The sequence below is a fragment of the Vibrio sp. 99K-1 genome, from assembly GCF_013114585.1.
In the GTDB taxonomy this organism is placed as follows: Bacteria; Pseudomonadota; Gammaproteobacteria; order Enterobacterales; family Vibrionaceae; genus Vibrio; species Vibrio chagasii_B.
This window is the reverse complement of record NZ_VTXF01000028.1, coordinates 20,232-42,062: the sequence shown is the minus strand read 5'-3', so window position 1 is coordinate 42,062 and position 21,831 is coordinate 20,232. Positions and strand designations below refer to the sequence as shown.

25 protein-coding genes are annotated in these 21,831 nt (G+C 45.2%); 9 read left to right on the top strand and 16 right to left on the bottom strand.

The genetic code is table 11. The features are described 5' to 3' along the window. Window position 1 precedes the first annotated feature (1 nt). A complete protein-coding gene (gene ulaG / locus F0228_RS20025; RefSeq protein ID WP_008215922.1) occupies window positions 2-1,069 on the bottom strand; it encodes an L-ascorbate 6-phosphate lactonase in 1,068 nt (355 codons plus the stop codon). A gap of 122 nt (window positions 1,070-1,191) precedes the next feature. Further along, window positions 1,192-1,947, bottom strand: coding sequence for an HTH-type transcriptional regulator UlaR (ulaR, locus tag F0228_RS20020; RefSeq protein WP_061032088.1), 756 nt, complete (start codon window positions 1,945-1,947; stop codon window positions 1,192-1,194). A 340-nt stretch (window positions 1,948-2,287) separates the two neighbouring features. On the opposite strand from ulaR, the gene F0228_RS20015 reads away from it, so the two are divergent. From F0228_RS20015 to F0228_RS19990, 6 genes are all read left to right on the top strand, one after another. Next, a complete protein-coding gene (locus tag F0228_RS20015) occupies window positions 2,288-4,120 on the top strand; it encodes a PTS ascorbate-specific subunit IIBC (RefSeq protein ID WP_171762704.1) in 1,833 nt (610 codons plus the stop codon). A gap of 72 nt (window positions 4,121-4,192) precedes the next feature. Further along, window positions 4,193-4,660, top strand: coding sequence for a PTS sugar transporter subunit IIA (locus F0228_RS20010; RefSeq protein WP_171762703.1), 468 nt, complete (start codon window positions 4,193-4,195; stop codon window positions 4,658-4,660). Window positions 4,661-4,669: 9 nt separating this feature from the next. Continuing rightward, window positions 4,670-5,368 carry an L-ribulose-5-phosphate 4-epimerase gene (locus F0228_RS20005; RefSeq protein WP_171762702.1) on the top strand — a complete coding sequence of 233 codons (699 nt, stop codon included), beginning with the start codon at window positions 4,670-4,672 and terminating at the stop codon, window positions 5,366-5,368. A gap of 20 nt (window positions 5,369-5,388) precedes the next feature. Then, on the top strand, window positions 5,389-6,210 hold the full coding sequence (locus tag F0228_RS20000) for a pyridoxal phosphatase (RefSeq protein WP_171762701.1): 822 nt from the start codon (window positions 5,389-5,391) through the stop codon (window positions 6,208-6,210). A 4-nt stretch (window positions 6,211-6,214) separates the two neighbouring features. Continuing rightward, window positions 6,215-6,862: a 3-keto-L-gulonate-6-phosphate decarboxylase UlaD gene (locus F0228_RS19995; protein ID WP_171762700.1), complete on the top strand. Its 648-nt coding sequence runs from the start codon at window positions 6,215-6,217 to the stop codon at window positions 6,860-6,862. Window positions 6,863-6,870: 8 nt separating this feature from the next. After that, the gene (locus tag F0228_RS19990; protein WP_171762699.1) at window positions 6,871-7,767 is read left to right on the top strand and encodes an L-ribulose-5-phosphate 3-epimerase; all 897 of its coding nucleotides are present in this window, start codon (window positions 6,871-6,873) and stop codon (window positions 7,765-7,767) included. 217 nt (window positions 7,768-7,984) lie between these two features. Here F0228_RS19990 and F0228_RS19985 read toward each other — a convergent pair whose 3' ends face one another. Beyond that, the gene (locus tag F0228_RS19985) at window positions 7,985-8,194 is read right to left on the bottom strand and encodes a hypothetical protein (protein WP_171762698.1); all 210 of its coding nucleotides are present in this window, start codon (window positions 8,192-8,194) and stop codon (window positions 7,985-7,987) included. Window positions 8,195-8,437: 243 nt separating this feature from the next. Here F0228_RS19985 and F0228_RS19980 point away from each other — a divergent pair, with 243 nt between their 5' ends. The 3 genes from F0228_RS19980 (at window position 8,438) to F0228_RS19970 (ending at window position 10,132) form a co-directional block, all read left to right on the top strand. Continuing rightward, window positions 8,438-9,043: a beta-phosphoglucomutase family hydrolase gene (locus F0228_RS19980; protein ID WP_171762697.1), complete on the top strand. Its 606-nt coding sequence runs from the start codon at window positions 8,438-8,440 to the stop codon at window positions 9,041-9,043. 33 nt (window positions 9,044-9,076) lie between these two features. After that, complete coding sequence (gene rpe / locus F0228_RS19975; RefSeq protein ID WP_171762696.1) at window positions 9,077-9,742, top strand: ribulose-phosphate 3-epimerase; 666 nt, start codon at window positions 9,077-9,079, stop codon at window positions 9,740-9,742. A 252-nt stretch (window positions 9,743-9,994) separates the two neighbouring features. Further along, the gene (locus F0228_RS19970; protein WP_171762695.1) at window positions 9,995-10,132 is read left to right on the top strand and encodes a hypothetical protein; all 138 of its coding nucleotides are present in this window, start codon (window positions 9,995-9,997) and stop codon (window positions 10,130-10,132) included. 158 nt (window positions 10,133-10,290) lie between these two features. Here F0228_RS19970 and F0228_RS19965 read toward each other — a convergent pair whose 3' ends face one another. The 13 genes from F0228_RS19965 to yiaK all read right to left on the bottom strand — a co-directional run bounded on the left by F0228_RS19965 (window position 10,291) and on the right by yiaK (window position 21,638). Next, window positions 10,291-11,502, bottom strand: a complete 1,212-nt coding sequence (locus tag F0228_RS19965) for an MFS transporter (RefSeq protein WP_061032098.1) — start codon at window positions 11,500-11,502, stop codon at window positions 10,291-10,293. A 71-nt stretch (window positions 11,503-11,573) separates the two neighbouring features. Continuing rightward, window positions 11,574-11,897 carry a hypothetical protein gene (locus tag F0228_RS19960; RefSeq protein WP_171762694.1) on the bottom strand — a complete coding sequence of 108 codons (324 nt, stop codon included), beginning with the start codon at window positions 11,895-11,897 and terminating at the stop codon, window positions 11,574-11,576. A gap of 9 nt (window positions 11,898-11,906) precedes the next feature. Then, the gene (locus tag F0228_RS19955; protein ID WP_171762693.1) at window positions 11,907-12,776 is read right to left on the bottom strand and encodes an L-ribulose-5-phosphate 3-epimerase; all 870 of its coding nucleotides are present in this window, start codon (window positions 12,774-12,776) and stop codon (window positions 11,907-11,909) included. A 9-nt stretch (window positions 12,777-12,785) separates the two neighbouring features. Then, a complete protein-coding gene (locus tag F0228_RS19950) occupies window positions 12,786-13,544 on the bottom strand; it encodes an IclR family transcriptional regulator (RefSeq protein WP_105058489.1) in 759 nt (252 codons plus the stop codon). Between the two features lie 7 nt (window positions 13,545-13,551). Beyond that, entirely contained in the window at window positions 13,552-14,217 is a 666-nt protein-coding gene (locus tag F0228_RS19945; protein ID WP_061032102.1) for a 3-keto-L-gulonate-6-phosphate decarboxylase UlaD, read from the bottom strand. After that, complete coding sequence (locus tag F0228_RS19940) at window positions 14,210-15,703, bottom strand: FGGY-family carbohydrate kinase (RefSeq protein WP_171762692.1); 1,494 nt, start codon at window positions 15,701-15,703, stop codon at window positions 14,210-14,212. Before F0228_RS19940 ends, F0228_RS19945 begins: the two co-directional genes overlap by 8 nt. Continuing rightward, complete coding sequence (locus F0228_RS19935; protein ID WP_171762691.1) at window positions 15,703-16,191, bottom strand: YhcH/YjgK/YiaL family protein; 489 nt, start codon at window positions 16,189-16,191, stop codon at window positions 15,703-15,705. The genes F0228_RS19940 and F0228_RS19935 overlap by 1 nt, the downstream gene beginning before the upstream one ends. 8 nt (window positions 16,192-16,199) lie before the next feature. After that, complete coding sequence (locus F0228_RS19930; RefSeq protein WP_171762690.1) at window positions 16,200-17,042, bottom strand: Cof-type HAD-IIB family hydrolase; 843 nt, start codon at window positions 17,040-17,042, stop codon at window positions 16,200-16,202. Between the two features lie 10 nt (window positions 17,043-17,052). Beyond that, window positions 17,053-17,745: an L-ribulose-5-phosphate 4-epimerase gene (locus F0228_RS19925; RefSeq protein ID WP_171762689.1), complete on the bottom strand. Its 693-nt coding sequence runs from the start codon at window positions 17,743-17,745 to the stop codon at window positions 17,053-17,055. A 102-nt stretch (window positions 17,746-17,847) separates the two neighbouring features. After that, a complete protein-coding gene (locus tag F0228_RS19920) occupies window positions 17,848-18,822 on the bottom strand; it encodes a DctP family TRAP transporter solute-binding subunit (protein ID WP_061032107.1) in 975 nt (324 codons plus the stop codon). Between the two features lie 21 nt (window positions 18,823-18,843). After that, complete coding sequence (locus tag F0228_RS19915; protein ID WP_171762688.1) at window positions 18,844-20,124, bottom strand: TRAP transporter large permease subunit; 1,281 nt, start codon at window positions 20,122-20,124, stop codon at window positions 18,844-18,846. Further along, window positions 20,124-20,612, bottom strand: a complete 489-nt coding sequence (locus tag F0228_RS19910) for a TRAP transporter small permease (protein WP_116871241.1) — start codon at window positions 20,610-20,612, stop codon at window positions 20,124-20,126. Before F0228_RS19910 ends, F0228_RS19915 begins: the two co-directional genes overlap by 1 nt. 24 nt (window positions 20,613-20,636) lie before the next feature. Then, entirely contained in the window at window positions 20,637-21,638 is a 1,002-nt protein-coding gene (gene yiaK, locus F0228_RS19905) for a 3-dehydro-L-gulonate 2-dehydrogenase (protein ID WP_061032110.1), read from the bottom strand. Between the last annotated feature and the right edge of the window lie 193 nt (window positions 21,639-21,831).

Genomic DNA, 21,831 nt, shown 5'->3' with positions numbered 1-21,831 from the left:
GTTATAGGAATGCGCGGTAAGGCAGTTCTGGATCATTCTTGAAGATGTCAGCAAAGCCGCGGAAGTGCTGGTAGTGCATACGACCTTTGTCTGTTGGGTAAGTGTACTTACCACCCACTTGCCAGAAGAAAGGAGCGAAGCCGTATTGAAGACGCTCTTTCTTCATGTTCCATAGCATTTCGATTTCACGTGGGTCGTTTTGGAAGTTAGCCCAGATGTCATGGTGGAATGGAACCACCACTTCACAGTTTAGAGATTCAGCAGCACGAAGAATATCTGAAGACGTCATTTTATCAGTCACGCCACGTGGGTTTTCACCGTAAGAAAGCAATGCTACATCGATTTTGTGGTCGTTACCGTGCTTCGCGTAGTAGTTCGAGTAGTGAGAATCACCAGAGTGGTAAACAGAGCCGCCAGTTGTTTCTACCAAGTAGTTCACTGCGCGATCATCCATGCCATCCAGAATGTCTTTATCGATAGAAGATGTACCTTCTGGAAGAGTGACAAGCGCTGTACGGTCGAATGCGTCTAGAACCTTGATGTTTACGTCTTTGATGCGAATCTCGTCACCAACTTTAGCGATAACACAACGATCTTCTGGCACACCCCATTTCATCCATAAATCAACACACGCTTTAGGACCAATGAATTTCACGTGATCGCCACAGTTTTGTAGAACTGCTGCTGCAACGTTGATATCGATGTGGTCGCCATGGTCATGTGATGCCATTACCGCATCAATTTCTTTAATCGCAAATGGGTCTAGCGGGAAGATAGCAGTACGTAGGTTTGGTTGAAGCGCTTCAACACCACCCATACGCATCATTTGGTGTTGGTTTTTCATTTTTTGAACCGCTTGTGTCTTCTTACCAGTACCACACCAGAAGTCCATTGATAGGTTTGCACCTTCTTCTGATTTTAACCAGATACCTGTACAGCCAAGCCACCACATAGAGAACGTGCCTGGTTCAACTACAGTTTGTTCAATCTCTTCATTTAACCATGTGCCCCACTCAGGGAATGTATTTAGGATCCAAGACTCGCGAGTGATTTCGTTTACATTGCTCATGATAATACCTTTTATTTCAATAATTTGATTAATTTTGGATGTAGGGAGCCGAGCGCCTTAATTTGGACTAAGGCACTGAGCTGAAATTTATTATTATTTGAGGGCGGGTTAGCCCATAAGATTTACACTAAGATGACTTGCGTCCCTTGAGCTTCAATCTTTTTAACCACGTCTGGGTTGGCATCTTTACCGGTGATTACGATGTCAATTTGTTTAGCATCGCAAAACAGCATTCCGGTCCTTTGTCCAACTTTAGAGCTGTCTACCACAACGACTAACTTGTCGACTTGTTCTAACATCTGTTGCTCGGCAACCGCGGTTAGCATGTCGGCTTTATAGAGACCTGCATCAGTTAACCCTTTACCTGACGTAAACATCCAGTTCCCGGCATATCCACCCAATGAGTTTGGTGCTGGGTTTAAAAAGATGTTTTGTGCCTTGTTGTATTGGCCACCAATGATGATCACGTCGTCATGATCTTCGTTGATCAAGTAGCTGGCTAGTGGGAAATAGTTCGTTACGATCTGAACGTCTTCTCCACACAGTTGTTGACCCAAAAGGAAAGCGGTGGAACCACAGTTTATGACTACAGTGTCACCCGCCTGACAAAGCTCGGCCGCGGCATGCGCTATTTGAGCTTTCTCTTCATAAAACTCAGTACTGTTGATATTGAGCGGTGACCACTTTCTCTTTTGGTTTTCTATTCTTTCGGCGCCATTTCGTACTTTTCGAAGTCTACCTAGCTCATCTAATTTTGCGATATCACGTCTAGCTGTCGCCGGTGAAACACTAAAATTATCAATAATATGAGAGACATTAATCGTCTGCATTTCTTCTAGTAACGACAGGATGCCGTTGTGTCTTTGCACTTCGTTCATATTTATCACTCTATTTGTCGTTGTGACAACTTGATGATTACTTTTGATTTGTTTTGATTCTAATAATCACATTTGTGATTGTCAAATCCTTGCTGTTGTAAAACAAGACTTTAATCACAAGTTTTTATAAGTTGTTGTTTTTGTTGATTTTTATGTTTTGGGTGTGATCCAATGCCCAATTAACCACATTCTAATGGTGGATAATTGATATAAATCAAAGTAATCACAAGTGAGCATTGAATGATTACTTTTGATTGTTAAAGTCTATCTCGTGAGCAAAACAAGACATCACTGAATCCTACAAATCATTAAAAATACAAATTATATCAGGGGTAAAGATATGGAGTTCTTATACGATATCTTCTATATTTTTTATAGTCAGGTTATGACCAAAGCACCTTTGCTGCTTGGTATCGTAACTTGTCTCGGTTACATCCTTCTCAAACGTGACGCAACAACCGTTATCTCCGGTTCAATCAAAACCATTGTTGGCTTTATGATTGTTCAAGTGGGTGCGGGAACGCTGGTAGCAGGTTTTAAACCTGTTATTGAAAAGATGAGTGAAATTCATGGACTGACAGGCTCGGTAATCGACCCTTACACCTCCATGATGGCCACCATGGAAACCATGGGCGACAATTACTCTTGGGTTGGGTACGCAGTCCTTATGGCACTGGGCATCAACATTCTATTGGTTGCCTTCCGCAGAATTACGGGTATCCGCACCATCATGCTTACGGGACACATCATGTTCCAACAAGCTGGCTTGATTGCTGTTTTCTACTTCGTGCTTGGCGCGGGTATGTGGGAAACCATCATCTACTCTGCAATTTTGATGGCTCTATACTGGGGCATCTCTTCCAATATCATGTTCAAGCCTACACAAGAGGTGACAGGCGGAGCGGGCTTTTCGATTGGTCACCAACAGCAATTTGCATCTTGGGTTGCAACTAAAGTTGCTCCGAAGTTGGGTGATAAAAACGACAGCGTTGATCACATTAACCTACCGAAATGGCTACACATTTTCCACGACAGTATTGCTGCGACTACGTTAGTCATGACGGCATTCTTCGGCATCATCCTTCTCTCTTTCGGTCTTGATAACCTTCAAGAGATGGCAGGTAGCACGCACTGGCTTATCTACATCTTCGAAACGGGTCTGAAATTCGCAGTAGCGATTCAAGTAATCGTAACCGGTGTACGTATGTTCGTTGCCGAGCTTTCTGAAGCGTTCAACGGTATTTCTCAACGTCTCATCCCGAATGCGGTTCTTGCGATTGACTGTGCGGCTATCTACGCATACTCACCAAACGCAATGGTGTTCGGTTTCCTTTGGGGCGCAGTGGGTCAATTCACAGCAGTATTGGCGATGTTGGCTTTCGATGCGCCAATTATGATTATCCCTGGTTTTATTCCAATGTTCTTCTCTAACGCAACGATTGGTGTGTTCGCTAACCACTTCGGTGGCTGGAAAGCGGTGATGAAGATCTGTTTCGTGATGGGCATTATCGAAGTAGTTGGCTCAGCTTGGGCTATTCACATCTTCGCGCAATCAGGTACTGAGTTTAACGGCTGGATGGGTATGGCTGACTGGGCTCTCGTATTCCCACCAATCATGCAAGGTATCTCTAGCTCTAGCATGTTCTTCTTTGTTGTTGTCGCACTTTCTGGTGTGTACATGTACTTCGCATCGAAAGCACTACGTGCTGAAGAAGACGGCGAAGCGCAACAAGCGCAAACCATGACAGCAGTAACGCCAGAAGGCGTAGAAGTTGAGGTTGAAGCGCCTAATTCGCAAACACCTAAGTCAGAAGCGCCAGTAAAATCTCAAGCGGTGGCTGAGGCTCCACAAGCGAGCAGCGCTACTGAACAGAAACCAGTACGAGTTCTCGTGTGCTGTGGCTCTGGTCAAGGCTCATCAATGATGTGCTCTAAGAAGATCAAAGAGTTCTTAGATAAGAAAGGGATTCCAGCAACCACATTCAACAGTGCAATCACAGACTACAAATCACACTTAGGTTCATTCGACATCATCGTTACTTCGGTTGCGCTGGCTGAAAAGATTACCAACCTACCGGAAGGTAAACAGCAGCTAGCAGTGAAGAACATGATCATGGTGAAAACCTTTGGTGATGAGCTGATTTCACTTATCGAAAACAACTTCCATAAATAATTGAATTAGCCCAGCGGCAAAGCGGCTGGGCTAATAAAAATACTAATAACAAATTACTAAGTGAGCAAAACAATGAACTTGAAAGAATCTCTGATTACCAACAACTCAATCCAACTTAATGCAAAAGCAACCGACTGGCAGTCGGCTATCAAAATCGGTACTGATGCTCTGGTTAAAGCAGGTGTGGCTGAAGAGCGTTATTACGACGCGATCATCAAAGCGATTTCGGCTGAAGGCCCATACATCTGTATTCACGACGCATTTGCTCTACCGCATTGCCGCCCAGAAGATGGCGTGATCAAAACAGGCTTTGCGTTAACGGTCCTAGAAACCCCAGTTCTTTTTGATGATGTAGATGAGCCAGTCGATGTGCTGATCACTTTGGCAGGTAAAGATTCAGAAGAGCACATTGAAGGCACGATGCAGGTCGCGAACCTAATCGAGTTTGATGAAGATTTTTCAAAACTACGTGCATGTAAAACACCGCAAGATGTGGCGAACCTGATTGATATGGCGCTCGCACAAGCTGAAGCGGCTTAAGGAGTCGATATGTCCAAATATAGCCAATTGAAACAACGTGTTTTAGAAGCAAACTTGCAGCTTCCTAAGTACGGCTTAGTGACATTTACCTGGGGTAATGTTTCTGAGTTTGACCGTGAAAATGGCGTGATAGCGATTAAACCTTCAGGTGTTGAATACAGTGACATGACGGCTGAAGACATGGTGGTAGTGGATTTAGAGGGCAACATCATTGAAGGCAAGCTGAATCCTTCAAGTGATACTGCTACTCACCTAGAGCTCTACAAAGCGTTCCCAGAAATCGGCGGCATTGTGCATACCCACTCTCGCAGTGCAACGATTTGGGCGCAGGCGGGCATTGATATTCCAGCTCTGGGCACGACACATGCTGACTATTTCTATGGTGATATTCCATGTACTCGCAAGCTGTCGAACTGTGAAATTGCTGATCAGTATGAGAAGAACACAGGCTTGGTGATCATCGAAGAGTTTATTCAGCGTCGTATCGACCCGATGGCTGTACCGAGTGTGATTGTGGCAGGACACGCACCTTTCTCTTGGGGCAAAGATGCCAAAGACGCCGTACATAACGCGGTGGTGCTAGAGGAGGTGTCGGCAATGGCATTGGCTACACGCTCGCTAAACAGCGGCATCAAGATTCAGCCGGAGCTATCAGACAAACATTACCTACGTAAGCACGGTGAAAATGCTTACTACGGGCAGCAATAAGTGTGATGTGAGGAGAGGCGATGTATCAAGTATTGGCGTTAGACCTTGATGGAACCGTGTTGACCGATGATCACACCATCCATCCTGAAGTGAAAAAAGCGATCCAAGAGGCCAAGCAACATTGCCACGTGATGATCGTGACTGGTAGGCATCACACCGCAGCAAGGCCTTATTACTATGAGTTAGGGCTAGACACTCCAATTATCTGCTGCAACGGGACCTATGTGTATGACTACCAAACCGAGACCGTTTTAACTCAGAACGCAATTGAGCATGAACATGCTCTGACGTTCATCGACTTAGCACAGGAATACAAGCTGAAGATGGTGATGTATATCACCGATGCGATGACTTACTCCAACTACAACCCATTCGCTTACATGTTGGCGTTGGAAGAGTGGGCTGAGCAAGCGCCAGAGCACCATAAGCCAAATATCTATCGCGTGGATTCGTTCTCCGAAACGGCGAAGAACACCGAGTTTGTGTGGAAGTTTGTGGTGGAAGGGGAGCAAGAGTCGGTTGACCGCTTGATGCAAGCGCCTTGGGTCAAAGACCACTTTAACGGCGAACGTTCGTGGTCGAACCGAATCGACTTTGCCGCCAAGGGAAATAGTAAAGGCCTACGCCTTGCTGAATACGTGAATGAACTGGGGTTTAAGCCCTCCCAAGTGATTGCCGTTGGTGACAATCACAACGACATATCAATGCTTCAATACGCGGGCTTAGGCGTAGCGATGTTTAATGCTGACGACACCGTCAAATCGAACGCTCAAGTCGTGTGCAAAACAGACAACAATCAAGATGGCCTTGCCCATCTAATACGTGAACAAATTAAAGGATAAAACCATGACTAAACCAATGATTCAAATTGCCCTAGACCAAACGAACCTACCTGCTGCTATTGAAGTCGCGAACAACGTAGAGAGCTACGTAGACGTGATAGAAGTGGGGACTATCCTTGCGTTCGCTGAAGGCATGAAGGCGGTTTCGACACTGCGTAATAACCACCCTGACCATATCTTAGTGTGTGACATGAAAACCACAGATGGCGGGGCGATACTGGCTCGTATGGCATTTGAAGCAGGTGCTGACTGGATCACGGTTTCAGCAGCAGCGCACATTGCAACCATTGATGCATGTAAGAAAGTCGCTGATGAGTTCAATGGTGAAATTCAAATCGAGATCTACGGTAACTGGACTATGGAAGATGCTCAAGCTTGGGTTGACCTAGGTATTACACAAGCGATCTACCACCGTTCTCGTGATGCTGAGTTGGCGGGCGTGGGCTGGACAGAAGCAGACTTAGTGAAGATGCGTGCTTTGTCTGAGCTGGGCATCGAGCTTTCTATCACAGGTGGCATCGTGCCAGAAGATTTGTACCTATTTGAAGGCATTAAAGCGAAAACCTTCATTGCTGGCCGCGCGTTGGCGGGTGAAAAAGGCCAAGAAACCGCTGAAGCACTGAAAGAACAAATTAACCGCTACTGGAACTAGGAGGCGTTATGTACCAAAACTTAACGCGCCATCGTGTCGGGCTTTATGAAAAAGCCCTTCCGAATGACTTAAGTTGGGAAGATAAGCTCAAAACGACGAAAGAGTTAGGCTTTGATTTCCTTGAAATTTCAGTCGATGAATCTGATGAAAGACGCAGCCGTTTAGACTGGTGTGATGAAGAGGTCTATGGCCTACGCCGCTTGTGTGAAGCGCATCAAGTGCCGTTGCAGTCGATGTGTTTGAGTGCACACCGTAAGTTCCCATTTGGCTCTGCCGATCCGAAAGTGCGAGAGCAAGCCGTTATCCATATGGAGAAAGCGATTACGCTTGCATACAAGTTGGGGATTCGTACTATTCAATTAGCAGGCTATGACGTGTACTACGAACCTGCAGACAAAGCGACACACCTACGTTTTATCGAAGGTATGAAGCTCTCGGCACAACTAGCGGAGCGAGCAGGGGTGATGCTAGCGGTTGAGATCATGGATACGGATTACCTTAACTCTCTGAGTAAGTTTGAAGTGTTGAGCCGTGAGATTGACTCGCCTTATTTCACTGCGTATCCAGACGTCGGTAATATCTCAGGTTGGAACTATGACATCGTGACAGAGCTTAAGCTGAGTAAGCCGCGTATTACGCAGATTCACCTTAAAGACACGTATCGCGTCACTCCTGAATATAAAGGGCAGTTCCGTGATTTAGTGATTGGCGAGGGAGAAGTCGATTTCAATGCGATTTTCAAAACATTGAAAGAAACGGAGTGTGTAGTACCACTTGTTATCGAAATGTGGGCGCAAGATGAACATTGGAAAGAGAACATCTTGAAAGCTCAGGTTCGCTTAAACGAAGTTTGTCGTCAAACGGGAGTAATGCCCCTGTTTGGAAATGAATTGCTTGGAAGCTAATCGTTTGGACAAGAAGCGTTTGGAAGCTAATCGCGTAGATTGAGATTGCGCAAAAATAACAGAATAGCAGCTCAGTTGGCTTAATCGATTAGCGAATCAAACATCGCTAATGTCAGAAAATTCATGCTCCTTTCTGGCAATAAAAACGTGCAGCATATTGCCCCCAATATGTTGCACGTTCTGCTTTTTCTGCGGTGAAGGACTCGATCGCCGTTGGTTAGATAGCAACAGTGATGTGGTCGCGTCCTACCTTTGCCATCTCCATTAGTACATCTGTGTGGTACTTCTTCTTCACGGTAACGTGAGTACCAATTTCACTGGCGATCTTTACGATTTCTAGTGCGTCTGTTGGGTGTAGAGAAGAGTCTTTTGTGATTTCGATGTTTACGCCTAGCTTGACGAGTTCAATTGCGTCGGTTGAATGCATGGTATTTTTCCAAAATTGAATTTTGGTGGACTATATCACTTTCATTTTATTCAACTCTATACGCATTCCTCAAAAACGGATATCGATCCGATCAAAATAGGATTTCAAGAGTAAAAGCACTCATTGTTTACCACTGCAAAAACTATTTACCGTATTGGTGGCGGAGATCATATTCACAACAAGAATTGATAGTTCCGGTGCGCTGTTCTTATTATGATAAGTGGTAAAAGGATTAAAAAAGTCATGCCGAATTTAGACAAATATAAAGGAATTATCTTTGACTTAGATGGTACCTTGGTTAATTCCATGGTTGCCCACGCCCATGCTTGGGAATTGACTTGCAGTAAGTTCAACATCCCTTATGACAAAGAGTGGTTGGATCAACTGGGTGGCATGCCTTCACGCAAAGTCACGCTTGAGATCATGAAGCGATATGACTTATCTCTTGACCTACAACTGATCACCAAAGACAAAATTGCAAACTTCGAAGCAATTGAGCACAAGGGCGACGTATTACCCGAAACCTACGCCATATTAGAGCGTTATTATCAGCTCAAGAAAGTGGGTATTGGTACGGGCGCACAAGCTAAGCATGCTAAAGCCATTCTAGATACCACCGACATTCCTTCAATGATCACTGCGCTTGTGACTTCCGATGATGTGGATAATCACAAGCCTCACCCAGATACGTTTTTGAAAGTCGCGCAGCAACTTGATGTACTACCAAGTGACTGTGTTGTGTTTGAAGACACACTCATAGGGCAGCAAGCGGCGAGCAGTGCCGGGATGGACTGTTTTATGGTGGAAGAGGGGGTTGTCACCACGTTCATACCTGCCAACAACGAATAACTCAAATATACAATAATGACCTCAAGGAACCCTATGAAAGATTACCTTATCGCGCCTTCCATTCTGTCTGCTGATCTTGCTCGTTTAGGCGAAGATGTTGCAAATGTCATTGCAGCAGGTGCTGATGTGATTCACTTCGATGTAATGGATAATCATTATGTACCTAACTTAACCTTTGGTGCTCCGGTGTTAAAGGCTCTGCGTGATTACGGTATTACTGCTCCCATTGATGTCCATTTAATGGCAAAACCCGTTGATTCAATGATCCCTGATTTTGCAAAAGCAGGGGCGAGTATGATTACTTTCCATGTTGAGGCGTCTGAACATGTTGATCGTACGCTACAGCTGATCAAAGAGTGTGGTTGCCAAGCGGGCGTAGTGCTGAACCCTGCAACACCGTTAAGCCATTTGGATTACATCATGGATAAAGTTGATCTTATCTTAGTGATGTCTGTGAACCCTGGCTTTGGAGGCCAGTCGTTTATTCCTGCTACGCTAGATAAACTGCGTGAAATTAGACGACGTATTAACCAATCGGGGCGTGCAATTCGTTTGGAAGTCGATGGTGGGGTGAAAGTAAATAACATAAAAGAGATTGCTGATGCCGGTGCTGACATGTTTGTTGCTGGGTCGGCGATTTTTGATAGTGAAGACTATCAGCAGACGATTGACGCGATGAGAGCGGAGTTGGCTAAGTAGCGCCAACAAAGGCTCGACAATTAATAGGCTTGGTCTCTCCTTGATCTAAAGGGGGCTCCAAGCCTTTTTTATATCTCTCAATCTAGAGTTAGAGTGAATATTGTCTAGAAGAGCCTTAAGGTGTGGTTAGCTTATCTTTAGCGTGACCAAACTAACGATTTACCATTGTGTAATAAAACTACAGAAATTGTTGACTTCAATCACATTTAGGAGGAAAATTAGCCATAGATCACACAACAACGAGAACGAACAATGAATGCTACAGTAATCACAAACGAAAGCAGCAAAACATTAGTAAAACCTTCTGTAATGAATGAAGTTCTTTTCTTTGCAAAGTCTACGGCAATTATGGGTGCAATCATCCTGCTTGTTGCTTCTGCTTGGGCTTAATCTCAACAGATAAACACTAGCTAAGTGTGATCAGGGGTGATGCAATATCACCTACTGATACAACTTAGTTCAAGCTCAATTCAACTTTTCCTTACTTCCCTTGTACTTCCTTCATCAGTCATGCTGATCTCTATCTCATCGTTATATTTAAACTCTATTTAAGCGATTGATTTAGCTTGGTGCTTCACCACCGACCAATACAACACGACCATGCCGATATAAGCCAATGCTGGCGCAACATAGCTCATACTCAGCGTAAATGCGTCAATTAAGCTCGCTTGTACAAAAGGCAATGCAATTCCACCAATAGAACACATGATCAGAATCGCGGCTCCTTGTGAACTCTGTTTGCCAGCAGCTTGAAGCGCTTGAGCGTAAATGATCGGATAAAGTGTCGAGTTGCAAAGGCCGACGACCAGCAGTAAATAGCCTGTCCAAAGGTGATCAAACAGCAATGCGACGATACTGATAGCAATGGCAACCGAGCATGAACACAAAAACAGAGTGTGTGAGTTCAGACGTTGGCCAAACTTGGCAAACAACAAACGGCCAATAAACATAAATACCCAATACGCAGCAATGATTTGGGTAGCTGAGATAAGCCCTAAATCACCATACTTTGCGTCTGCCAGGTAGGTGATAGTGAAAGTACCAAAACTCACTTCAACCCCAATGTAGAACAGAAGAACCAGAGCTAATTTTAAGAAAGGGTGATTTTTCAATAACGTTAGCAACCCACGCCAGAAGCCAGTTAGTTGCTTAGGTTTAATATCAGGGACATCAATGCGCTGAAAGAATACGAGCAAACCAAGGAAAAAGAGCGCAATCAGTAGAAAGAGAATGGAGACTTGCTCGGCTGTGCTGTTAATTTGATAACTTGTCGCTATCACTACTACCGCACTCAGTACTAAAGGTCCCAACACCGTTCCTATCGAGTTAGACGCTGTTGCGATGCTCTGTCTAATCACGCTTTTATCGGGTGTTGAAAGCAGAGACACATAAGGTGAACTGACGACTTGAATAGCAGAGAGCCCCGATGCCATTAACAAGATACCAAGCAAGGTAAGCGTTAATTCTTGTGAGCGGACTAAATAAGCCATCACCAAGCAGCCTAATACACACCAAAGTAAACAGACTTTTAATGTGCGGCGATAGCCGATTTTTGCCATTACGAATGATGTCGGAAGCGAGACGGTCACTCGAGTGATAAAAAACGCCATCGGAAACAGCATTGCCATTTTATAGTCGAGAGCAAAAGCTTCTTTGTAATAAGGAATGAGTGAGTTACTTGAAACGGTGATTAGCCCCCAGATAAAAAATATCAGAGACAGCAAAACCAGAGGGGCATCTTTTAACTGGAATACTTTCATAGTGATTCCTTATAAATAGCGACAAAAAAAGCAGAAGATGATCTTCTGCTTTTGATTTAAGTTACTAACAATTAGTCACGTACAAAATTAATGTGATGCACATGAATATTGTATTTTTCGATGATCACCTTAGTAGCGTGCATGCTTTTAATGCGAGCGTCAGAGTCGAGGGCTTCCGCTATTGCTGACTCACTTTCGTAGCTGTGCTGCATCATAAGTAGCAGGTTTTTATGGCTTTCTGATTCAATCGCTTCAGGTTTATTCAACGTTAAACCCTGATTATTCGGGAAAGTGCGAATGATCGGTGCGACTTCATTTTCCATGTATTGGTAGAAGTCTTGTTTTTGCTCTTCGGTTAAATCAGCTTCGAAAAATGCGGTGCGAAAAATAGTCATGATCGCTCCTTATAGCTCAAAGCCAGATTGGTTCGCGATTGACTTCAAGGTTGCTTTCGCTTGTTTGATGTCTTCTAACCAGTTGTCATTTTGAGCCCACATCTCGATCACTAGTGGTGCGCTGTAATCAATGTCTGCCAAGGTTTTGAAAATTGCAGGGAAGTCGACTTGGCCTTCACCAATCACAAGATCTCGGAACTGACCTTTACAGGTTTCAGAAACGCGCAGTGTGTCTTTTAAGTGCACTTGCACTAGGTGGTCACGGCTCAGCTTCAGCTCAGTACAAACATCGTAATTCCAACCAGAGATATTGCCGACATCTGGGTAGGCCATGAAGTAAGGAGATGGGATCTCACGTTTTAGTACTTCAAACTTGCTTAGCGAGTTGAGGTAAGGCGTATCCATGATCTCCACGCCCAGCATAATGCCAGCACGCTCTGCCATTTTCGTTGCTTGCTTCATACCATCGATAAAGCGTGCATGTGTTTCAGATGATTGTGGCTCGTAATACACGTCGTAGCCCGCCATTTGAATACAGCGGATGCCCAGTTTGTACGCAAGAGAAATCGCTTTCTCCATGATGATGAAAGACTCTGTGCGAATCGCTTCATCCATAGAACCGAATGGGAATTTACGGTGTGCGCTTAGACACATTGATTGGAAAGGCATTTGATGCTTTTCACATAGGCGGCGAAGCTCGTAAATTTCTTCGTCTGACCAATCGAGACGTGCACGACGCTCGTCGGTCTCATCGACAGAGATTTCGATAAAGTCGAACCCCGCGTCTTTAGCATAAATAAAACATTCTTCCCAAGTGAGAGAAGCCGGCATTGCTTTCTCGTAAATACCTAATCTGAATTTGTTTTTAGAATCAAACATTCTTTTTCCTTAAAAGAGTTGTTGTTCTATACGCGCCGTGATGTCTTGGATTTTGTTGGCAATTTCTTCATAGCCTAACGCTTTCATTTTTGGCGTTAGTGAAGAGACACTTACCGCGTATACAGGGGATTTGTTCTTGTCGAAAATAGGGACAGCAACACAAGAAATGCCTGCTTCGTTCTCTTCATCATCGAGCGCATAACCGCGCGCTTTGATCTTGTCGAGAACATCGAAAAACTGAGATTTATCGAGAATCGTGTTCTCAGTTAATGGCTTCATGGTGCTGACATTGCGCTGCCAGTATGTTTCACGCACAGCGTCAGAGCTGAACGCTAGGTAGCATTTACCAGCGGCAGAGCAGTACATAGGAGAGTGCAAACCGACGTATGTGCGAGTACGAAACGCGGAATTTACCGGCTCAAACTTATCTTTGAAGATGATGTTGTCAGCGTCAAAAGAGAGAAAGTTCACCGTCTCATTCACATCGTCGAGCAGCTCAGAGAGGTAAGGCTTAACAGTGCCAGTCACGTCAGAGTTGATGGCTGCGTGACCTAGCTGAACTAGCTTCATTGTTAAGCGATACTCTTTGCCTGAGCACATTTGAGCAACATAACCAGAGGCTTCAAACGTTGCCAAAATACGGTGGACAGAAGACTTATTGAAGCCTGTCCCTTCAGACACTTTCTGTAGTGAAACGCCATTAGGATAATTCCCAAGGAATTCCAGAACAGTCAGTGCTTTAGACAACGATTTAATTTGCTCACTCATATATGTGCTACCAGTGTTTACCTATTTCAGTATGGAAATTTTCTGCAATATCACGTCCATTACTTCCGGCTAAAGCGCGGCCAGCAATAAATGACTTTGCAGACAGATTCTTAAACAAATGCAGATCGTCTGGCACAATACCACCAGTAATGGATAGTTCAATTCCTATATCCGATAATTTCTGCATTTTTATCAAATCTTCTTCGGTCCAGCTCACACCAGCCAGTTCCGCATCGCGTGAACGGTGATAAATTGCTTGCGTAATACCCATATCGACCCAAGCGCGTGCGTCATCCATTGTCCAGTGGCCGTACAGTTCAATTTGTACTTCGCCGTTGAATTCGTCAGTGACTTTCTTCGCGGAGCGGATAGTTTCAATGTGAGCGGCTGCGCTAACGGTTACCCAGTTGGCACCGGCTTCCATTGCTAGGCGGGTCAAAATTGCGCTCGCATCGGTGATTTTCATATCACACACGATAGTGTGGTTTGGGTACTTTTCTCTCAGGATTCTTACGCTGTCTACGCCGTGAGCAAAGGCCAGAATCGTCCCGATTTCAATCACGTCGAGCTTGTCTGCGACATGCTCAATAGACGCGAGTGCGGTATCAATATCCGTAGCATCAAGCGCCATTTGTAACAAAGGCTTAGATGGTTTTAATAAGGATTTAGGCATCCATTTCTTCCTCAAATTGTTTAAACAACTGAACCAGTCGTTGGTAGTGCTTGTATTTCTTCTGATATTTTTCGTAGTTTGCTGGGTTCGGCTCAACACGAGAAGCTGAGTGAGTAACGCTTTGCGTGCACTCTGCTAAAGAAGCAAATTCACCAGCGCCAACCATAGCCATCATGGCTGCGCCAAGTGACCCTGTTTCATCTACGTCGGAGACTTCAACTGTCATTCCGGTAAGGTCTGCCAGCATTTGCATCCAAACTGGGCTGGAGGCAGGACCGCCAGTCACTTTCAGCACATCCGCTTTCGGGAAACGCTGACGCATACGTTCAAGATGAAGGTTGTGGCAGAACAGAATCCCTTCCCAAATCGCTTGAATTAGGTGACTTTTGGTGTGGTGAGACTGTAATCCGTAGAAGCCAGATTTAAGCCCTAAGCCTTGGTTTGAGCCATAAAGGAATGGCACAAAGTAGACCGAGCTAGATGCCGGGTCTAATGCATCGACTAATGCTTGATTCTGAGCATGGTCCAGTTTGCCATCTTCACCAAGGTAGTCAGCAAACCACTCATAGTTACCAGCTGAGGTTGGGCTTGCTTCATGAATGATGTATTCCCCATCGACCGCATAGTGGCCATAGACAAAGTTGTGCGTCTCTTGAGTGACTTGCTTGGAAATACCAGAGGTTACTGCCCAAGTGCCCATCACATAATTCAAAGTGTCTTCTGATGAGTTGATACCAGAGCAGATGGCTGTTGAAACCACATCAAATAGACCACCAAAGACTGGAGTGCCTAGTGCAAGGCCTGTCTCTTCAGCGATAGCGGCTGTAATTTTGCCTGCTTGCTGCTGAGGTTTTACTACCGGTGGCAGCGCATCCCAGATCTCTTCAATACCAAAGGTTTTCAGTAATGCTTTGTCGTATTCGCCAGTAATGGAGTTGAAGAAGTTGCTTTCTGAAATATTGGTCAGTTCAGCGGCAACTTCACCCGTTAAGCGATAACGTAGGTAATCGTGCGACATCATGACCGCTCCGATTTGGTCGTAGCGCTGACGGTCGTTCTCTTTGATCCAGCGAATAATCGATACTGGGTGACCTGTCCACAGAGTCTGCAATGTAGTTGGGTAGATCTCTTGTGCTTTGCCTTGCTCTAACCATTCTTTAACGATAGGTAGCGAGCGAGAGTCTGACGACATGATGCCGTGGCCCAAGTTTTTACCCTGCTTGTCTAGCAAGTAGACGCCTTTACCTTGCGCTGAAATACTTAAGCCTTTGATGGCTGTTGGCTCAACTTGTGTGGTTTCAAGTAGCTGTTTAATCACGGCTACAGCGTTGCCCCACAGCGCGTCTAAGTCACGTTCGACCCAACCTTGCTTTTCGTTAATGACGCTCGCTGAGACACGTGCCAAGCCTTGCTGTTCGCCTTTGGCATTAAACAGCGCGGCTTTCATAAAGGTACCGCCAGAATCAATTCCGATGTAGTAATTCATTATTTGGCATCCAGTAAGTCATTGTGAATTTTTACCACCATCTTTCTAACGATCGAGCTGTCATCATTTTCAATGTTGGTGATATGAACGGTATCGGGTGTGAAGAGATAGAACTGCTGCGGTTTGGCATGAATAAAGTTCAGCTCAACGCCTTCGAATTCATAAAACTGCAGATCTCTCTGTTCATTGTAAGGTTCTGCGAGCTTGTGGTCGCCAGTGTCTTTAGACCAAGCCATGATCTCTGAACCTTTAAGTACAATTTGTAGATCTGAGTAGTGCATGTGTACTTCTGGCTTAAAGCAGGCGAGTGGCTCTTTTTTATATTCCAGTACAACGAACCAAGCTTGGTCTGCATCAAAACCAGGTAAGGTGTGGCGCCCAATCGCTAGAGCATCAGTATCTAGGCTGTTGATATGCTCAAGCACATTTTGAACAGCGACTGGGTAGCTTCGGGTAAATTTAGAAGGTTGAGTATTTCCGACTAGCATAAAATTCTCTATTTAAATAAGCGGCTTAAAAGCTCTGCGAGCCCTGTCTTGTCATCGTTATTTTTGTCTGTGACAAGGTCTGCGGTGTTTTTAACGGTGTCGTCGGCATTGTGCATGGCGATACCGAGACCTGCGGCTTGCAGCATTGAGATGTCGTTGTGGTTATCACCGACAGCGACACACTCTTCAAGGCGGAAGCCTAGTGGCTCGATGTAACGAGTAAGCGCATTGCCTTTGCTGTTTCCTTTCGCTGCGAAGTCGACACGATCGACCCAAGAGCGCTCGCCATTAAAGTGCTCTTGGACAAAGGGAAGTTTGGCGAATTGGTCGACTTCACCCTCGACGACAAATTTCCAAACGTACTCGGACGCAGCGGCTTCATGATGGAAGTCGTCTACTTTCTGGATGTTCGGACGTTGTGCTGGTGTAAATGTCTCAGACCATTCAAGTAGCGCTTCCATGTATTCGATAGGACGACTTTTCGAGTAGAGCATGGCGTCACGCACATACATCACCATTTTGAGATCATGCGTTTGCGAGAGCGTGATAAATTTAGCTGCCATCTGTTTGTCGATGGCATTTTCTTCAAGAACAGTATTGGTTTGGTAATCAAAGATATAAGTACCGTTACAGCAAATGATCGGCGTCGATAACCCCAACTGTTCGTAGTAAGGTTTAGCAGCAACATGGTGACGGCCTGTCACTATCACCACATGTGTGTCTTTTGCGATGCTCTTGATAGTGTCGATTAACTCTTGGCTGATGGTGTGTTGAGAGCTGAGCACTGTTCCATCGAGATCTAGAGCTAGAAGCTTATGTTTACCAGACTTGTGCGGTGATGACGTATGCATGTACGAGGCCTTACTTCTGTCCGTAGTATGAGTTCTTGCCGTGTTTACGGTTGTAGTGCTTATCAAGCAGTTCTGGTTGAATCGCGACTTCTGGGCTGATTGAGCGAGTTGCGGTTGCCATTGCTGCAATCTCTTCCATCACAACAGCGTTGTGGACAGCATCTGAACCATCTTTACCCCAAGTAAACGGTGCGTGACCGGCAATGATTGCGCCTGGCATTGCTTGTGGATCAATATCGCGTTGGTTGAACTCTTCGATGATCACAAGACCTGTGTTTTTCTCGTATTCAGATTCAATTTCTGCTTTGGTAAGGAGTCGGGTACAAGGTACATCGCCGTAGAAGTAGTCAGCATGTGTGGTACCTAGTGCTGGAATATCTCGGCCTGCTTGAGCCCAAATCGTCGCGTTGCGAGAGTGCGTATGAACAATGCCGCCAATTGATGGAAACGCTTTGTAGAGTTCAATGTGAGTTGCGGTATCGCTAGATGGGTTCATTGTCCCTTCAATACGGTTGCCTTCAAGGTCGACAACTACAATATCGTTTGCCGTCATTACATCGTATTCAACACCAGAAGGTTTAATCGCAATGACACCACGTTCGCGGTCGATTTCAGAGACGTTGCCCCAAGTGAAAGTCACAAGGCCGTATTTAGGAAGTTGTAAGTTAGCTGCGAGAACGCGTTCTTTTAATTCTTGGTACATAGTGATTTGCCAATGTTCAATAAGTAGAAGTCAGAAGGATGGAAATTAAGGCTGCCTCAGTGGATAGGCTGGGCAGCCTTCATCGATTGATGTGCTTTAGGTTTACTTAGCTGCAACCTTGATCTTGTTGATCATCACATCACCGTTTTTCTCAATGTATGCGTTCCATACTGGTTGAATCGCTTCTTGGAAGGCTTTGCCATCAACGTCGCGGTTAACTTGCATACCGTTCGCTTCAAGCTGAGAAATCATTTGTTCTTCTTTCTCAACGCTTAGCTTACGTTGCATTGCGACTGCTTCAGCCGATACTTCTTCGATGATTTTTTGTTCTTCAGCACTTAGCTTGTTGAACTTGCGTAGGTTCATTGTCAGAACTAACGGTGAGTAAGCGTGCTGTGTCAGGCTTAGGTACTTTTGTACTTCGTCAAACTTGAACGACAGCGTTACTGGAATTGGGTGGTCCTGTGAATCAACAACGCCCGTTTCAAGTGCTGTGTATAGTTCAGAAACTGGTAGCTGTTGTGGGTTAGCACCTAGCTCGTTGAACATATCGTTCAGTGCTTTAGAGCCGTTTACACGCATTTGCAGACCTTCAACATCAGAAGGAACACGAATAGGTTTTTCGTTGTTGGTCATGTTGCGGTAACCGTTCTCTGGGAAACCAAGACCTTTCAGACCGAATTTCTCGAAGTTAGTTAGCACTTCTTTACCCGGTTCACCGTCCAGTACTTTGTATGCCGTTTGGCGATCTGGGAACATGAACGGCAGAGTGAACGCTGCTGATTCAGGCATTAGGCCGTTGTAGTTGTTCAAACCAACCATCGTTAAATCAACGATGCCAGCACGAGAACCGTCGATCATCTGCTTATCACTGCCTAGCTGACCTTGAGGGTATACGTTGACTTTGATTTCGCCATTTGAACGAGCTTCTACTTCTTTCTTAAAGAAAAGAGATAGATCTTGTTGCAGGTCAGACTCAGGTGCAGCGTGTGCAAGCTTTAGAGTTGTTGCAGCAAACGTGTTAGCGCTCATCGCGATGGTTGAAGCAAGTAGAGTCATTTTTAGTAGGGTTTTCATTATTATTTTCTCCGTCGAGGATTAACCAATGACATACGACATTGGCACAGTGATAATGCTAGGGAAGATGACAAACAGTGTGAGTAGGGCCATGTATGCAGCAATGAAGGGTAGTACGCCTTTCACAGCAGTCGACATTGGCACTCGAGCTACACCACACACTACGTTCAGTACGGTGCCTACTGGAGGCGTAATCAGACCAATTGAACAGTTGATAACGAACAACAGGCCAAAGTAAGTTGGGTCGATTCCAGCCATTTTGATAACAGGCATCAGTAGCGGAACCAGAATTAGAATGGTCGGGCTTAAATCCATCACCATGCCAACACACAGAACAAGCAGCATAATTACGGCCATTAGTAGTCGAGGGCTATCGACTAGTGGACCTAACATTTCAGCAAGCTGTTGTGGCAATTGAGCAACAGTAATTAGCCAAGCTGCCACCATGGCACAGCCAACCAAGAACATAACCATTGCTGTAGAGCGGCCGGCATTAAGCACAATGTGGTAGAAGCTCTTTAGCGTTAGTTCTTTATAAACAAACGTTGAGATGAAGATTGCGTACGCTGCTGCGACAACCGCCGCCTCTGTTGGGGTAAAGATGCCGAAGCGGATACCCACAATGATGATGACAGGCAAGCATAGAGCCCAGATACCATCTTTAAGTGCTGCGCGTTTTTCTGCTTTTGTTGCGCGCTCAGAGGTTGCTAAGTTCTCTTTGCGAACCGTCATGCGCCACACGAACATCAATGTCATACCCATCAATAGGCCAGGAACAATACCGCCTAGGAAAAGGTTTTTAATTGAAATACCGCCAGCAACACCGACTAAGATAAGTGGAATTGAAGGTGGGATAACCGGGGCGATGATGCCGCCTGAAGCGAGCAGACCCATTGATGGTGCTTCAGGGTATTTAGCGGCTTTCATCATTGGATAAAGGATACTTACCAATGCAGCTGCATCTGCTACCGCTGAGCCTGAAAGGCCGGCAAGTAGAACCGAAGTCATGATGGCTACGTAACCTAAGCCACCTTGGCGGTGACCAACATACGTAGTCGCTAGTCGAACAATACGTTGTGACAAGCCGCCCGACGCCATTACTTCACCAGCAATTAGGAAGAATGGGATTGCGAGTAGCGTAAAGCTGTCGACACCATTAATTAAAGACTGCGCAAGAATGTCCGCACTAAAGAAATCCATGTGCAGCATCAGTGCCATTGAAGACAATAGCAGTGCAAACGCAACGGGAAGACCAAGTAAGATTGAGACAATCAATACCGATAAGAAAATGGCTAACGTCATTATTCTTTCTCCTCTTCTAAGCTATCTAGTTGCCAGTCAGGGTTGAAGATTCGAACAAACGCAATCACACCCATTAACACGCCTGACACCACGCCAGCTAAATAAAATAATGCTGAAGGAAGCCCTGTAAGTTGAGAAATATCTGACCAGTTGGACATCATTTGACGGTATGAACCGATGTAAAGCATGCCGACTGAAACCAGTACTACCACCCAACAAATTCGTCTTAGTACGGGCACTGCTTTAGGGAAAAGTCGTTCAGAGAATTCCGCAACAGCGAGGTGCTCACCTCGGCGCAGCACAACGGCTGCACCGAGCATCACAATCCATACAAGACCAAGGCGAGATAGTTCTACAGAGGGACGAAGACCAGAGGAAAAGCCGTAACGCAGCACTACGTTTGTGAAGACCAGTACAATCATACAAGTCAGAATAACGGCCATGATGACGTCGATACTTTTCCAAATACTCTTAAATACACTTTGCATAAAGCTTTCCCCACCTCAGGCTAATTACAGAGACGTAATTTGGTCCCAGATTCCATCGTTGATTTCAATACCGCCAGCCGCTGCGTGCTTGTCGATGAAGTTCTGAATTTCAGAACCTGCAATCATTACTGAACCTGTTTCTGCTGGCTCTGATGCCAGTACGTAGTCACGGATGCGCTTCATTTCTTGTGCGTATTGGCCTTCACCCATTGTTTTGCTTAGGTCAATCGCGATAAGGAATTGTGAAACGCCGAATTCGCCGCCCATGTCTTCTGTTAGTGCTGGAACTGAGTTACCACCAGTGATTGCGGTTAGCATCATGTCTAGCACGATTGCCATTGAAGAGCCTTTCCAGAAACCCATTGGCAGTAGACGTTTGTTTTCCCAAAGTACGTGTGGGTCTTTGGTGAGGTTGCCTTCGTTGTCGAAGCCACCCACAACAGGAAGTTCTTTGTCTGCAAGTACGAAGTTTTGCAGTTGTCCGTATGAGAATTGTGTCATTGAGCAGTCAACCACGACTGGTGGATCGCCTGCGATCGCCATGATCAGAGGGTTAGAACCAACACGGTGATCTTTACCACCCCAAGCTGGCATTACTGCAATAGAGTTTGTTGATGCGATACCTGCAAAGCCTTCACGAGCCATTTTCAGAACGTATGCACCGCCACGCATCCAGTGGTTCGAGTTGCGCATACCCACCATGCCGATACCGTAGTCACGAGCCAGTTCCATTGCACGTTCAGCACAGATAAGACCGTTCAGTACGCCAGGGCCAAAATTACAATCCCATTGCTCAAGTGCACCCATGCTGTTCACACATTCAGGCTCTGCGTTAAGCTTGATTTGACCTTTGTCTACTTGGTCAATGAACACTGGGAAACGGTTGATGCCGTGCGAATAAGTACCCTCATTAGCCATCTCAACAAAACCTGCGGCAAGCTTGGTCGCCATCTCTGGTTTCATGTCTCGAGCTAGTAGGATTCGTTCATATTCTTGTTGTAGTTTTTCAGTGGATACTAAAGGCATCTCTGTTCTCCGATAATGTAAATTCCATAATGCGGAATGAATTATTGTTGAGATTCCAAATTAATACTGTGAGCAAAGTGGCGCTTTATTTTCTTATTAAGTTTTTCTCTAATAACTGTTAACGAGTTAAAAAATGAAACAAAAAGATTCTCTAATTCCATAATGCGGAACAAAAAGCGTGCCCAGGATCAGG